Source organism: Nonomuraea sp. NPDC049607 (genome assembly GCF_040675375.1).
GTDB lineage: Bacteria > Actinomycetota > Actinomycetes > Streptosporangiales > Streptosporangiaceae > Nonomuraea.
In genome coordinates this window covers 84,789-99,110 of record NZ_JBFAOV010000010.1, presented here as the reverse complement: position 1 = coordinate 99,110, position 14,322 = coordinate 84,789, and the positions used below count along the sequence as shown (strand labels likewise).

The window sequence follows — 14,322 nt, the reverse complement described above, 5'->3', positions numbered from 1 at the left end:
GTGGGTAATTTTACGCTCACGGACAGTGATGAAGTGGATTTTGTGAGGAGAGAAACCGCTCTTGACGTTGCTTAGGGGGCGATGACCAGCTAGTTTCCCTTCCCGTCCGAGTACATCGACAGAAATTCGAGGTGACCCGGCGTGGCTCTTCCTCCCCTGACCCCTGAGCAGCGCGCCGCAGCCCTTGAGAAGGCTGCCAAGGCCCGTAAAGAGCGTGCCGAGGTCAAGAACCGGCTCAAGCATGGCGCGGTTTCTCTGGCTGAGGTGCTCAAGGATGGGCAGACCGACGACGTCATCGGCAAGATGAAGGTGTCGGCACTGTTGGAATCGCTCCCCGGCGTGGGCAAGGTCCGCGCCAAGCAGCTCATGGAGCGGCTTGCCATCGCCGAGTCCCGCCGCGTGCGGGGTCTCGGTGCGAACCAGAGGGCCTCCCTCGAGCGCGAGTTCGGTGGCAACGAGAGCTAATCTCTGTTCCACAAGAAAGCGCAGGTTCAACGGGGGGTAGGAAGTGACCGAGAGGTCCTGGTCCGGCGAAGCAAGGGCCCACGAGGCAGTCGGATCGGGAGCGAAGGTCGGCTTCCTCCCCCTGAGCAAGAGGCGGCTGACGGTCCTGTCAGGGCCGTCGGGCGTCGGCAAGTCCACGGTCGTCGCCGAGCTCCGGCGGGCACACCCCGAGGTGTGGCTGTCGGTCTCGGTGACCACCAGGAGGCCCCGTCCCGGCGAGGTCAACGGGGTCCACTACTTCTTCGTCGACGGCGAGGAGTTCGACCGGCTCGTCGAGGCCGGCGAGCTGCTGGAGTGGGCGGAGTTCGCGGGCAACCGCTACGGCACCCCGCGCGAGGCGGTGCTGGACAAGCTCGCCCAGGGCGTCCCGACCGTCCTGGAGATCGACCTGGAAGGCGCCAGGCAGGTGCGTGGCACCATGCCGGACGCCCTGCTGGTCTTCCTGGCCCCCCCGACGTGGGAGGAGCTGGAGAAGCGGCTGCGCGGCCGCGGCACCGAGCCGGAGGACGTCATCGAGCGCCGGCTCCAGGCCGGACGGGTCGAGATGGCGGCCGAGTCGGAGTTCGACCTCACGCTGGTGAACACGAGTGTCCATGAAGTGTGCCACCGGCTGATAGCCTTGATGACTGACCCTCAGGGGGTCACCACCACCATCAACCGAGAGGTCTGACAATCGTGGCAGGCACCACCCCGGCCGCGGAGGGCATCACCAACCCGCCGATCGACGCGCTGCTCGACATCGTCGACAGCAAGTACTCCCTGGTGATCATGGGCGCCAAGCGCGCCCGCCAGATCAACGCCTACTACTCCCAGCTCGGCGAGGGCCTGCTGGAATACGTCGGGCCGCTGGTCGAGACGCACGCTCAGGAGAAGCCGCTGTCCATCGCGCTGCGCGAGGTCTCCGAGGGCCTGCTCAACGCCGAGCCCATCGAAGGCGCGGTCTGACCCCTTCGATGAAGGTCGTCCTCGGCGTCAGCGGCGGCATCGCCGCGTACAAGGCGTGTGAGCTGCTGCGGCTGTTCACCGAGTCAGGTCACGAGGTGCGGGTCGTGCCGACCCGCGAAGTCCTGCGGTTCGTGGGCGAGCCCACCTGGGCCGCCCTGTCGGGCAACCCCGTGACCGCCGACGTCTGGGACGACGTTCACGAGGTGCCCCACGTCCGCATCGGCCAGCGCGCCGATCTCGTCGTGGTGGCGCCGGCGACCGCCAACACCCTGGCCAAGGCGGCCCACGGGCTCGCCGACGACCTGCTGACCAACACGCTGCTGACGGCGCGCTGCCCGGTCGTGTTCGCCCCGGCCATGCACACCGAGATGTGGCAACATCCGGCCACCCGCGCCAACGTCGCGACCCTGCGCGAGCGCGGGGCCGTCGTGATCGACCCGGCCGTGGGGCGCCTCACCGGCGCCGACACCGGCCCCGGCCGCCTGCCCGACCCCGCCGAGATCTTCCAGGTCTGCCTGCGCGTGCTGCGCGGCAGGCCGCGCGACCTGGCCGGGCACAAGGTGGTGATCTCCGCCGGAGGCACCCGCGAGGCGATCGACCCGGTCCGCTTCATCGGCAACCGCTCGTCCGGGTTGCAGGGGTACGCCCTGGCCCGTACGGCGGTCGCGCGCGGCGCCGAGGTGACCGTCGTGGCCGCCAACGTCGCGCTTCCCGACCCCGCGGGGGCCACCGTGGTGCGGGTGGGGTCCACGGCCGAGCTGCGCGAGGCGGTGCTGGCCGCCTCGGAGAAGGCCGACGCCGTCGTCATGGCGGCCGCGGTGGCCGACTTCCGCCCGGCGTCCCGGCACGACACGAAGATCAAGAAGACCGACGGCGAGCCCGACCCCATCCACCTGACGAAGAACCCCGACATCCTGGCCGAGCTGGGCCTGCTGCGCCGCGAGTCCGGCACCGGCCCCCGGGTGATCGTCGGGTTCGCGGCCGAGACCGACGACGTGCTCGCCAACGGGCAGGCCAAGCTCGCCAGGAAGGGCTGCGACCTGCTGGTGGTCAACCAGGTGGGGGAGGGGCTGGCGTTCGGCACGCCCGACAACGCCGCCACCGTCCTCGTCGCCGGCGGCGATCCCGTCGAGGTGCCGCGCGGCCCCAAGGAGGACGTCGCCGACGCCGTCTGGGACCTGGTCGCGCCCCGCCTGTCCCAGCGCCCGATTTCGGCGGGAACGATTACCTGATCGCCAGTTGCGACACCCCGGACGCCTACCGATACTTGGGGGCAAAGGGGGACGGAATGCCGGTGGGTTCCGCTGTCAGGGATCGTTGCAGGAGATTGCTAGAGGACCAGGGAGGAATCCGTTACGTCTTCCCCGCGTTGTCCGTGGGGCCGACGGGAACGGGCCACTTCCTCATCGTCGTCACTGATTCGTCCGTCTCGGTGCTCACCACCAGGACCCTCCGGAGTGACCGGCCGGTCGCGGTGTTCGCCACGTATCCGAGGCACACCAGGCTCGGGCCGATCCTGCCCGGACCGTTCATCGAGCTCGGCAACACCGTGTTCGAGTTCGACGAGGAGTACGCGGCGGTGGTGTCCGCGGCCGACGCCGAGGTCTTCGCGCCGGAGACGCTGCCCCCCGATCCCCTCCCCGACCTGTGACCGGACACGGACACGGGACGGTTTCGCGACCGGGCGCCGGGTAGGGCTAGACTTCGGCGAGGCCCTGGCGTGTACTTCCGTCCCGGGCCCAACATCCGTCAGCAGCCGCTGCATGAGGAGCCACTGAGTTGTCACGTCGCCTGTTCACCTCCGAGTCGGTCACCGAAGGCCACCCGGACAAGATCGCCGACCAGATCAGTGACGCGATTCTCGACGCCATGCTCAAGGACGACCCCAAGAGCCGGGTCGCCGTCGAGACGCTGATCACTACCGGCCAGGTCCACGTCGCAGGCGAGGTCACGACCGAGACCTACGTCGACATCCCCGGCGTCATCCGGGAGAAGATCCTGGAGATCGGCTACGACGCCTCCCACAAGGGCTTCGACGGCGCCTCCTGCGGCGTGTCGGTGTCCATCGGCGCGCAGTCGCCCGACATCGCCCAGGGCGTCGACGACGCCTACGAGCACCGCGTGGGCGGCGGCGACGCCGACGAGCTCGACCGCCAGGGCGCCGGCGACCAGGGCCTGATGTTCGGCTACGCCTGCCGCGAGACGCCCGAGCTGATGCCGCTGCCGATCACGCTCGCGCACCGGCTCGCCCAGCGCCTGTCCGAGGTCCGCAAGACCGGCAAGGTTCCCTACCTGCGCCCCGACGGCAAGACCCAGGTCACCATCGAGTACGACGGCGACAAGCCCGTCCGCCTCGACACCGTGGTCGTCTCCACCCAGCACGCGGCCGAGATCGACCTCAAGGAGATGCTCGCCCCCGACATCAAGGAGCACGTGGTCGACCCCGTGCTCGACGGGCTGGAGATCGAGACCGAGGGCTACCGGCTGCTGGTCAACCCGACTGGCCGCTTCGAGATCGGCGGCCCGATGGGCGACGCCGGCCTGACCGGTCGCAAGATCATCATCGACACCTACGGCGGCATGGCCCGCCACGGCGGTGGCGCGTTCTCGGGCAAGGACCCGTCCAAGGTCGACCGTTCGGCGGCGTACGCGATGCGCTGGGTGGCCAAGAACGTCGTCGCGGCGGGGCTGGCCGACCGGTGCGAGGTGCAGGTCGCGTACGCGATCGGCAAGGCTCAGCCGGTGGGCCTGTTCGTGGAGTGCTTCGGCACCGAGAAGCTGCCGGTGGAGCAGATCCAGGCGGCCGTGCTGCGCGTCTTCGACCTGCGTCCGGCGGCCATCATCCGCGACCTCGACCTGCTGCGCCCGATCTACTCCGAGACCGCCGCTTACGGGCACTTCGGCCGTGAGGGCTTCTCCTGGGAGTCCACCGACCGCGCCGAGGCCCTTCGGACGGCTGCCGGTCTCTGACCTCTCCCGGTTCTTGTTCGACGCAGGTGCCGTATCCGGCCCATCGGGGCGTGGATGCGGCACTTGTCGTCGGCTGAGGTCGGTGTGAGGCGGGCCTGAGGCGGGTTCTGCTCGGCTGTCCGTCTCTTCGCTGAGGGCGGGTTCGCCTTCGGGGGCTCGGTCGCAGGTCCTGGTGGATCTCGGGTGTCCGGCGTCCTGCGGTGTGGTCTGCCTGCATGCCTGTTGTCGTGTGCTCCTCTTCACGGTCGAGCCGGCGTGGGGATGGCGGCGCGCGGGGTCTGGTAGACGTTAGTGCGTGACCCACTCCGACGACGCCCTTCTGCCGCTCGACGCCGTGCGGCCACCGGCGTCGTCCAAGGACACCAAGGGGGCCGTGGTCGCGGCGCCCGAGCGGCCGGTGGCGCGAGTGGTCGTGGACAGCCCGCTGCCGCACCTCGACCGTCTCTTCGACTACCTGGTGCCCGCCGCCATGCACGAGGCGGCCCGGCCCGGGGTGCGGGTGCGCGTCCGGTTCGCGGGCAAGCTGATCGACGCGTTCCTGCTGGAGCGGGTGGACGAGAGCGATCACGAGGGCAAGCTGACCCCGCTGGAACGGGTGGTCTCTCCCGAGCAGGTGCTCACGCCGGAGATCGCGGGTCTGGCCCGCGCCGTGGCCGACCGTTACGCGGGCACTCTGACCGACGTGCTCCGCCTGGCCGTCCCGCCGCGCCATGCCAAGGCCGAGGCCGAGGTCCCGCCCCCCGCCGGCCCGGCTCCTGGCTCCTCCCACGAGGCCGGCTCGCCGGACACCGTCGAGGAGACGCCCGGCGGTGCGGGTGACATCGGGGAGCAGCGGGCAGCCGACGGCGACCCCGGCGTCGTGGGCGGCGGTTCCGCGGGCGAGGGCCGCGGGGACGCCTCGGAGCGTGCGGGGGAGGGGCGTGAGAGCGCCTGGGACGCCTATCCGACCGGGCCGTCCTTCCTTGACGCGCTGCGCCACGGTCGCGCCCCACGCGCCGTGTGGTCGGCGCTGCCCGGCGCCACGGGCTGGGCCGGGGCCATGGCGGAGGCGGTGCTCGCGACGCTGGAGGGCGGGCGGGGAGCGGTCCTCGTCGTCCCCGACGGCAAGGACGTCGCGCTGGCGGACGCCGAGTTCGAGCGGCTGCTCGGCCCGGGCAGGCATGTGGCGCTCACGGCCGACCTGGGTCCCGCCGAGCGCTACAGGCGGTGGCTGAAGGTCCTCAGAGGCCAGGTACGCGCGGTCGTGGGCACGCGGGCCGCCATGTTCGCCCCCGTGGCCGATCTCGGCCTGGTGGCCATCTGGGACGACGGCGACGACCTGCACGCCGAACGCCTGGCCCCCTACCCCCACGCCCGGGAGGTCCTCGGCCTGCGTGCCCACCGGACCGGCGCGGCCATGCTGATCGGCGGCTACGCGCGTACGGCCGAGGCCACCCAGCTCGTCGCGACGCGCTGGGCCAGGCCGATCGTGGCCGCCCGCACCATGATCAGGACCGTGGCCCCGCGGGTGCGTCCCGCCGGTGAGGACGCCGAGCTGGCCAAGGACCAGGCGGCCCGGCAGGCGAGGCTGCCCAGCCTGGCCTGGCGGGCGCTGCGGCAGGGGCTGGAGAGCGGGCCGGTGCTGGTGCAGGTGCCCAGGCGCGGTTACCTGCCGGCGCTGGCCTGCCGCCACTGCCGTGCCCCGGCGCGGTGCGTCCTGCCGCCCACCAGGATCGCTCCGTACCTCGCCGCACCACCGGCCCCCGCCGCCGCGCCGACACCCGTCCGGGGTGGCGCGGGAGCGCCTGCCGGGGCCGAGGGGCGGGGCGGGCCGTTGCCGGTCGCCGGGGAGGCGCTCATCCTGTCGGCGGCGGCGTCCGGGGCGGTCCCGCTCGGCCTGCCCCTGCACGTGCCGGGGACAGGCGCCGGGGCTCTGCCGCCCGCCGTCGACGGGATGGCCGGGATGGCCGGGATGCCGGAAGGGGCCGCGGCGCACGGCGGCGGTGAGTCGCTGTGCCATGGGCCGCTGGCGCTCAGGGCCGGGCACGCCGCCCCCTACTGCCGCTGGTGCGGCCGGGTCGACGCCGACTGGCGATGCCCGTCCTGCGGCAGCCCCCGCCTGCGGGCGGTCGTCACGGGGGCCAGGCGCACCGCGGAGGAGCTGGGCCGGGCCTTCCCGTCGGTGCCGGTGCGGACCTCGGGCCGGGACGGCGTGCTGGCCCGCGTGCCCGCCGCCCGCGCCCTGGTGGTCGCCACGCCCGGCGCCGAGCCCGTGGCCGAGGGCGGTTACGCGGCGGCCGTCCTGCTCGACGGGTGGGCGCTGCTGGGCCGGGCCGACCTGCGGGCGGGGGAGGAGACGCTGCGCCGGTGGATGAACGCCGCCGCGCTGCTGCGGCCGTCCGCCGAGCTGGTGGTGCTCGGGGACGCCGGGCTGCCCTCCGTCCAGGCGCTGCTGCGGTGGGACCCGATCACGCACGCCGAACGCGAACTGGGCGACCGGGCCGAGCTGGGCTTCCCGCCCGCGGTGCGGATGGCGACGCTGACGGGTTCGGCCAGTGCCGTGCGGCAGATGCTCGACGAGGTACGCCTCCCGCCCGACGCCCAGGTGCTCGGCCCCGTCCCCGTGGACGAGTCCGGCCTGGAACGGGCCATGATCCGGGTACGGCGCGGCGGCGGGGCGGCGTTGTCGGCCGCGCTCAAGGGGGCCAGTGGGGTGCGTGCGGCGCGTAAGACACCAGATGTCGTGAGGGTGAGTGTCGACCCACTCGACCTGATTTAGACCGTTTCCCCGATTCGCTCATCTGTTGGTCAGCCGTTAGCGTGCCCCTGTGTCGATCGAATGGGTGAACCAGGCCATCGACGACCTGCGCGCATGGGGGCGCGCGCGGGAAGTCGAGGTGGACGCGGACGAGGTCCGCCTGCTCTGCGACTACGCCAGCGACTACCTCGACGTCGACGAACTGAGCGACTTCACGCCGGAGACCTTCGACGAGCTGCTGCTGTCCATCTATCCGCGCAAGGTGATCGCGCCGCCCGAGAGCGCGCCCGAGACCGTGGCGGCCGCCCGCACTCTGGTCGACTACCTCGGCGACGCCGGCCATGTCGGCCCGGACACCGTGGCGGGCATGCGCGCGCGGCTCGACGAGATCGCTCCGCGCATGCCCGAGGCCCTGGCCGACACGGCCAACTTCGGCATGGCCAAGAGCCTGTTCAGCTCGATCGGGCCCGAGTCGCTCGAACAGGCGGTGCCGGTGCCGTCCGGGGAGCTGCCCGACCTGGGCGAGGCGCCCTGCGACTGTCCGGGCTGCACCCCGCTGCCCGCCGTGCGGCTGGCCTCGGAGGAGGAGCTGGCCGAGGCGCTGCGGGCCGTTCCGGGGCTGGCCGGCGGCCCGCCCCCGGGCGACCCGGGCGACCCGGGCGACGGCGGGCCGCTGCGCGCCTGGGCCGAGACCGTGGCCCGCCTGCTGGAGGACGACACCGGCGGCGAGATCACCGGCCACGCCGAGCTCGACGAGGGGCTCTACGACCTGTTCGACATGCTCTACCGCCTCCAGGCGCCGGTGCCGCTCCAGGTCGTCGCCGACTACCTGGAGGAGGTCTCCGGCGAGGGCGGCGTCGACGTGGGCGGAGCGCTCGACCGGCTGGCCGGGTGGGGCATGGTCCGCCTCACCGGCGAGGCCGCCGAGCTGACGCCCCTGGCGGTGTGGGGGCTGCGCGAGCACTACCTCTCGCTCGGCCTCGACGCCCCGATCGCCCCCGACCTGGGCGAGGCCGACGCGCGCGGCCTGATCGAAGGGCTGCTCGAAGGGCTGCCCGCCGAGCTGGCCGAGCAGGACATCTCCCGCTGGCTGTCCGGCCGCGCGGCGGGCGAGGCGGCGGCCGAGCTGCTGACCGCCGCCTCCGGCGCGCCCGCCGTGGCCCGCGGCATCGCGATCACCATCGTCGACCGGCTGGGCGCGGAGGCCGAGCCACAGGTCCGCGAGCACCTCGACGACCAGGAGCTGCGCCCGCACGTCATACACTGGCTGGCCGCACGTGGTCTCGGCGCGCCGCCGCTCACCCAGGAGGAGTTGCTCTGGGTCAGCGTCGACATGCTCGCCCTGGCGATGCCGGCCGCTCGGGAGGATCCGGAGATCTTCGCCGAGAACATGGCGGCGTCCGGTCCGCCGGCCCACCTCATCGAGGAGATGTGGCGGGTCGACCACCCCGACGTGGTCGAGGTTCTGGAGCTGCTCGGACGCTCCATCCCCGACGACACGGTGGCCAAGGCGGCGCGCAAGGCGGCGTTCAAGGCACGCTCCCGGGCCATCCGTTGAGTACGCCCTTGTGACTGCTGTGCAGTAAGTTTCGTGGGTGGCAAACAACGTCTTCGACCTCGCCGAGCTGCGCAAGCTGATCGATGAGCAGGCCGCCGTGCCTCCACGGCCACCTGAGGAGACCTCTGTGGAGCACGAGGCGCTGACCTTCCCGCCCGTCCTGCTGGCGAGCGACGCCGAGCTGGCCCGGGCGGTGCCCGCGGTGCCGCTCGTCGCCGACGCCATCCGCCTGACCGCCTGGACGGGCAGCCGCGAGGTGGGCGCCGACGGCATGCTGGGAGAGTCCGACGCCAGGGCCGCCGCGGAAGAGCTGGGGCTCCAGGAGTCCCGGATGCGGCTGATCTGGATCGTCGCGGTCAACACCGGCCTGCTGCGCATCCTCGGCGGCCGGGCCTCGCGCGGCCCGCTGTCGATGCAGCTCACGGTCGAGGCCACGCTGGAGTTCTGGGACGGCGTGGTGATGGACGTCCTCGACCGCGCCGACGAGGGCCTGACCGGCTCGGCCGTGGTCGACGACCACCTGGCCGAGATGCTGGCCACGATCTACTCGGTGCGCTCGGGCGTGGCCGTGGGCAACCTGGCCAGGGGCATCCTGCAGTCGCACGAGGTGGCCTGCGCGCCGGGCCAGGTCGAGATGCGCAGGCTGGCCGCCGCGCTGCCGGCCGAGCTGCTGGAGGCGGTGTCGCTGCTGACGTACTGCGGGCTGGTCGAGCAGACCGAGGCCGGGCGCACGGCGCTCACCCCGCTCGGGGTGTGGGCCGTCCGGCGCGACCTGCTGCGCGAGGGCCACGACGCGCCCACCGCCGCCGAGGTGCAGGTCTTCGCCGACCTGTCGGCCGCCGAGCTGGTCGAGGCGCTGGTGAGGGGCACGGCCACGCAGAGCGCCGTGGCGGGCTGGCTGGAGCGCCGGCCGCCCGAGGCGGCCGCGCGCGACCTGATCGAGATCGCCGCCTCCGGCACCGCCGGGCAGCGCGGCGCGGTCGGCGCCATCCTGGAGGAGCTCGGCCCGGAGGCCGAGCAGCCCGTGCGGCAGGCGCTCGACCACCCGCTCACGCGCCGCTACGCCGCCTCCTGGCTGCACATCCGCGACCTGGAGGCCCCGCCGCTCAGCGCCGAGGACCACACCTGGATCGCGGTCGACAACCTCGCCGCGCTCATGCACCTGTCGGGCCCGGCCGCCGGCCGCCTCGACATGCCCGAGCCGGGCGAAGACCTGATCAAGCTCGTCGGCGAGATGCCCGCGGTCGGCCATCCCGACACGCTGGCCGTGCTCGACATGCTCGCCGGCACCCACGACGACCGGGCGGTGGCCAAGGCGGCGCGCAAGGCCGCGATGAAGGCTCGTTCCCTGGGCACGACCGGCCGCCGGCCCACCGCCGGTAAACTGGGCTGATCAACGTTCGAGAACAGGAGTGAGCCCCTTGGCGATCCAGTCGATCCGGCTGTTCGGAGATCCGGTGCTGCGCACCGCGGCGGCCCCGGTCGTCGACTTCGACAAGGAGCTGCGCAAGCTGGTCAAGGACCTCACCGACACGATGATGGACGCCCCGGGCGCGGGCCTGGCGGCTCCGCAGATCGGCGTCGGCCTGCGGGTGTTCACCTACTACGTCGACGACCAGCTCGGCCACCTCATCAACCCCGACCTCGACCTGTCCTCCGACCTCGACGAGGACGGCGAGGAGGGCTGCCTGTCCTTCCCCGGCCTGAGCTACCCGACGCCGCGCGCCGTCCGCGCCGTGGCCAAGGGCTTCGACATGCACGGCGAGCCGGTCACGCTGGAGGGCACCGACCTGATGGCCCGCTGCTTCCAGCACGAGACCGACCACCTCGACGGCATCCTGTTCATCGACCGCATGGACCCCAAGCAGCGCAAGCTGGCCATGAAGGCCATCCGCGAGGCCGAGTGGAGCGGCCTGTCCGCCCCCGTGATCAAGATGTCGCCGCACGCCACCGGCGGAAGGGCGCTCTGACGATGCGGCTGGTCTTCGCGGGCACACCCGAGACGGCGCTGCCGTCGTTGCGCATGCTGATCGACTCGCCGCGGCACGAGGTCGTGGCCGTCGTCACCCGTCCCGACGCCCAGTCCGGGAGGGGGCGCAAGGTCCACCCCTCGCCGGTGGCCGAGCTCGCGGAGGAGGCCGGCATCGAGGTGCTGCGCCCGGCCAAGGTCGGCGATCCCGCCTTCCTCGACACGCTGCGCGCGCTGGAGCCCGACTGCTGCCCGGTGGTGGCCTACGGCGCGCTGCTGCCGCAGTCGGCGCTCGACGTGCCCCGCCACGGCTGGATCAACCTGCACTTCTCGGTGCTGCCCGCCTGGCGCGGCGCGGCGCCCGTCCAGCACGCGGTGCTGCACGGCGACGAGATCACCGGCGCGACCACGTTCCAGATCGTCAAGGAGCTCGACGCGGGCCCGGTCTACGGGGTCGTCACCGAGGAGATCCTGACCCACGACACCAGCGGCTCCCTCCTCGAACGCCTGTCGGTCTCCGGCGCCGGCCTGCTGGCCGCCACGCTCGACGGCGTCGAGGACGGCGCGCTGGAGGCCCGTCCCCAGCCGCTCGACGGCGTCACCACCGCGCCCAAGATCAACGTCACCGACGCGCGGGTCGACTGGTCCAAGCCCGCCATGCGGGTCGACCGCCTGATCCGCGCCTGCACCCCCGCTCCGGGGGCGTGGAGCGAGTTCAGGGGCCAGCGGGTCAAGCTCGGCCCGGCCAAGGTCGCCGTCCAGGCCGACCGGCTCGCGCCCGGCCGGATCGTCGCCACGAAGAGCGCCGTGCTCGTCGGCACCGCCACCGACCCCGTCGAGCTGGGCGAGGTGCAGCCGCAGGGCAAGCGGGCGATGGGCGCGGTCGAGTGGGCGCGCGGCGTCCGGATCGCGGGTGACGATGCCTTCGCGTGACCGGGGCGGCCCCACGGGCACCAAGCCCCGCGGCGCCGGCCGTCCCCGCCGCCCCGCCCGCGACCACGCCCGCAACGCCGCCTTCGACCTGCTGCGGGCCGTCGACGAGCGCGACGCCTACGCCAACCTGCTGCTGCCGCGCCTGCTGCGCGAGCGCGACATCCGGGGGCGCGACGCGGCGCTGGCCACCGAGCTGGCCTACGGCACGCTGCGCGGCCTCGGCACCTACGACGCCATCATCGAGATGTGCAGCGACCGGGCGCCCGACCCGGCCGTGCGCGACGCCCTGCGGCTGGGGGCCCACCAGCTCCTGCGCATGCGCGTCCCGCCGCACGCCGCCGTCGGCACCACCGTCGATCTCGTCCGCCTGCGCATCGGCCAGGGCGCGGCCAAGTTCGTCAACGCCGTGCTGCGCAAGATCGGCTCACGCGAGCTGGAGGACTGGATCCCCATCGTCGCGCCCGACGCCGAGAAGGACCCCGTCGGCCACCTGGCCGTCGCCTACGGACATCCCCGGTGGATCGTCTCGGCCTTCCGCGACGCGCTGGGCGGCGGCGGGGAGCTGGCCGACCTGCTCGACGCCGACAACGTCCGTCCGCTGGTGACCCTGGTCGCGCGGCCGGGGCGCAGCTCGGTGGCGGAGCTGGCCGAGTCGGGGGCCGATCCCGGCCGCTACTCGCCGTACGCGGCCTACCTGCGCGAGGGCGATCCCGGGCAGATCGAGGCCGTGGCCGAGACGCGCGCGGCCGTCCAGGACGAAGCCAGCCAGCTCGTGGCGCTGGCCCTGACCCGGGTGCCGCTGGAGGGCGAGGACGAGCTCTGGCTCGACATGTGCGCCGGGCCGGGCGGCAAGGCGGGCCTGCTCGACGCCGTCGCCACCTACGGCGACCTGGCGGGCCTCGACGGCGAGCGCCGCGACGGTCTCGACGGCGCCGGGGTGGCGTTCCCGGGCGGGGCCCGGGTGCTGGCCGCCGACGTGCAGTACCACCGGGCGCGGCTGGTCTGGCAGACCACCAGGACCGCCTCGGTGGTCACCGCCGACGGCACCGAGCCCGCCTGGCGGCCCGGGGTGTTCGACCGGGTGATGCTCGACGCCCCCTGCACGGGGCTGGGCGCGCTGCGGCGGCGTCCGGAGGCCCGGTGGCGGCGCGACCCGGCCAGCATCGCCGAGCTGGGCGCGTTGCAGCGGCGGCTGCTCGGCACGGCCCTCGACGCCGTGCGTCCGGGTGGCGTGGTGGCGTACGTGACGTGCTCGCCGCACCTGGCCGAGACGCGCGTCGTGGTCGGTGACGTCATGGGCCGCAGGGGCGACGTGGAGCAGCTCGACGCGCGCGACTACCTGCCGGAGGCCGAGGGGCTCGGCGACGGCCCGCACGCGCAGTTCTGGCCGCACCGCCACGGCACCGACGCCATGTTCCTCGCCCTCCTCCGCAAACGCCTTTGACCTCGGGGCCGCCCGCGCGATGGCGCAGGGGGGAGGGCCGTCCGGGGTCCTGAACCTCCGGGGCGGCGTCGTGGGAGGGGCGTTCGGGGTGGATCGGGCGGTTCAATAGACTGGCGCATCATGGCCGTACAGATCTCGCCCAGCATCCTCGCCGCCGACTTCGCGCGGCTGGCCGACGAGGCCGCCGCCGTGCCGAACGCCGACTGGCTGCACGTGGATGTCATGGACTACCACTTCGTGCCCAATCTCACCCTCGGGCTGCCCGTGGTCGAGTCCCTCCGCAAGGCAACGCAGACCCCTCTCGACTGCCATCTCATGATCGCCGACCCCGACCGCTGGGCCCCCCAGTACGCCGAGGCCGGGGCGGGCAGCGTGACCATCCACGCGGAGGCGTCCAAGGCGCCGGTGCGGACGTTGCGCGAGATCCGGTCGCTCGGCGCCCGGGCGGGGCTCGCGCTCAACCCGGCCACGGCCGTGGAGCCGTTCGAGGGGCTGTTCGGCGAGGTCGACATGCTGCTGCTGATGACGGTGGAGCCGGGGTTCGGGGGGCAGAAGTTCCTCGACATGGTGCTGCCGAAGGTGCGGGCGGCGCGGGCGATGATCGAGCGGCACGGCGGGTCGGTCTGGCTCCAGGTCGACGGCGGCGTGACGGCCGAGACGATCGAGCGCTGCGCCGAGGCGGGCGCCGACGTGTTCGTGGCCGGCAGCGCCGTCTACGGGGCCGACGACCCGGTCGCCGCCATCGACGCCCTGCGCGCCGCCGCCACCCGCTGACCTTCCCCCGCCACGGCGCGTCCCCCCGCCACGGCGCGTCCCCCCGCCACGGGTGCGTCCCTTCCGCGCCACGGGCGTGCTCGCGCACTCCCGTGGTGCCCCCGTCCCTTCAAGAGCGCCCCACGGGTGCTGCACGTCGGCACCAGACCCGCGCCGGGCCCGGCGGCACCACAGCCGCGCCCGGCCCGGTGCAGCACCAGGGCCGTGCCTGGCCTGGGGGTGTGGCATCAAGGGCGCGCTCGGCGAGGTGCGGTAACGCGTCTACGGGACGCGGTGCGAGGCCCAGCTTCAGGGGCGCGGGTCGGGTGGCCGTCGGGAGAACCGGGCCTGCCGCTTCGTGCGGGCGTGTGGCGCTTCCCTACGGGCGTGGGGCGCTGTGGGAGGACCTCGGTGTCGCGGACGGGCGTTCGGCCGCGGTGGATGGACGCCCCCGCGCGGCCGGCGGTTCGTCGGGCGCGGGGTGGTGAGCGGAGCGTGAGCGCGTGGCG

The 14,322-nt window shown here is 73.4% G+C and carries 13 protein-coding genes; all 13 read left to right on the top strand.

Annotated features, from left to right (window positions below):
* Positions 1 to 141: 141 nt before the first annotated feature.
* Positions 142 to 465 (top strand): integration host factor, actinobacterial type, encoded by a 324-nt coding sequence (gene mihF / locus AB0J97_RS21340; protein ID WP_020541698.1) that lies wholly within the window; start codon positions 142 to 144, stop codon positions 463 to 465.
* Between the two features lie 121 nt (positions 466 to 586).
* A complete protein-coding gene (gene gmk / locus AB0J97_RS21335; protein WP_364091495.1) occupies positions 587 to 1,174 on the top strand; it encodes a guanylate kinase in 588 nt (195 codons plus the stop codon).
* A gap of 5 nt (positions 1,175 to 1,179) precedes the next feature.
* Positions 1,180 to 1,449: a DNA-directed RNA polymerase subunit omega gene (gene rpoZ / locus AB0J97_RS21330; protein ID WP_043638590.1), complete on the top strand. Its 270-nt coding sequence runs from the start codon at positions 1,180 to 1,182 to the stop codon at positions 1,447 to 1,449.
* 8 nt (positions 1,450 to 1,457) lie between these two features.
* Positions 1,458 to 2,681, top strand: coding sequence for a bifunctional phosphopantothenoylcysteine decarboxylase/phosphopantothenate--cysteine ligase CoaBC (gene coaBC, locus AB0J97_RS21325; RefSeq protein WP_364091206.1), 1,224 nt, complete (start codon positions 1,458 to 1,460; stop codon positions 2,679 to 2,681).
* Between the two features lie 95 nt (positions 2,682 to 2,776).
* On the top strand, positions 2,777 to 3,100 hold the full coding sequence (locus AB0J97_RS21320; protein ID WP_352322592.1) for a hypothetical protein: 324 nt from the start codon (positions 2,777 to 2,779) through the stop codon (positions 3,098 to 3,100).
* 128 nt (positions 3,101 to 3,228) lie between these two features.
* Positions 3,229 to 4,419, top strand: a complete 1,191-nt coding sequence (gene metK / locus AB0J97_RS21315) for a methionine adenosyltransferase (RefSeq protein ID WP_357705344.1) — start codon at positions 3,229 to 3,231, stop codon at positions 4,417 to 4,419.
* Between the two features lie 334 nt (positions 4,420 to 4,753).
* On the top strand, positions 4,754 to 7,177 hold the full coding sequence (locus AB0J97_RS21310; protein WP_364091493.1) for a primosomal protein N': 2,424 nt from the start codon (positions 4,754 to 4,756) through the stop codon (positions 7,175 to 7,177).
* A 49-nt stretch (positions 7,178 to 7,226) separates the two neighbouring features.
* Positions 7,227 to 8,714: a hypothetical protein gene (locus AB0J97_RS21305; RefSeq protein WP_364091200.1), complete on the top strand. Its 1,488-nt coding sequence runs from the start codon at positions 7,227 to 7,229 to the stop codon at positions 8,712 to 8,714.
* 37 nt (positions 8,715 to 8,751) lie between these two features.
* Positions 8,752 to 10,107, top strand: coding sequence for a hypothetical protein (locus AB0J97_RS21300; protein WP_357705346.1), 1,356 nt, complete (start codon positions 8,752 to 8,754; stop codon positions 10,105 to 10,107).
* A gap of 28 nt (positions 10,108 to 10,135) precedes the next feature.
* A complete protein-coding gene (gene def, locus AB0J97_RS21295) occupies positions 10,136 to 10,684 on the top strand; it encodes a peptide deformylase (protein WP_357705347.1) in 549 nt (182 codons plus the stop codon).
* 2 nt (positions 10,685 to 10,686) lie between these two features.
* Positions 10,687 to 11,616 carry a methionyl-tRNA formyltransferase gene (fmt, locus tag AB0J97_RS21290; protein WP_357705348.1) on the top strand — a complete coding sequence of 310 codons (930 nt, stop codon included), beginning with the start codon at positions 10,687 to 10,689 and terminating at the stop codon, positions 11,614 to 11,616.
* Positions 11,603 to 13,060 (top strand): transcription antitermination factor NusB, encoded by a 1,458-nt coding sequence (locus tag AB0J97_RS21285; RefSeq protein WP_364091195.1) that lies wholly within the window; start codon positions 11,603 to 11,605, stop codon positions 13,058 to 13,060. The genes fmt and AB0J97_RS21285 overlap by 14 nt, the downstream gene beginning before the upstream one ends.
* A 120-nt stretch (positions 13,061 to 13,180) precedes the next feature.
* A complete protein-coding gene (gene rpe, locus AB0J97_RS21280) occupies positions 13,181 to 13,834 on the top strand; it encodes a ribulose-phosphate 3-epimerase (protein ID WP_357705349.1) in 654 nt (217 codons plus the stop codon).
* Positions 13,835 to 14,322 lie beyond the last annotated feature (488 nt).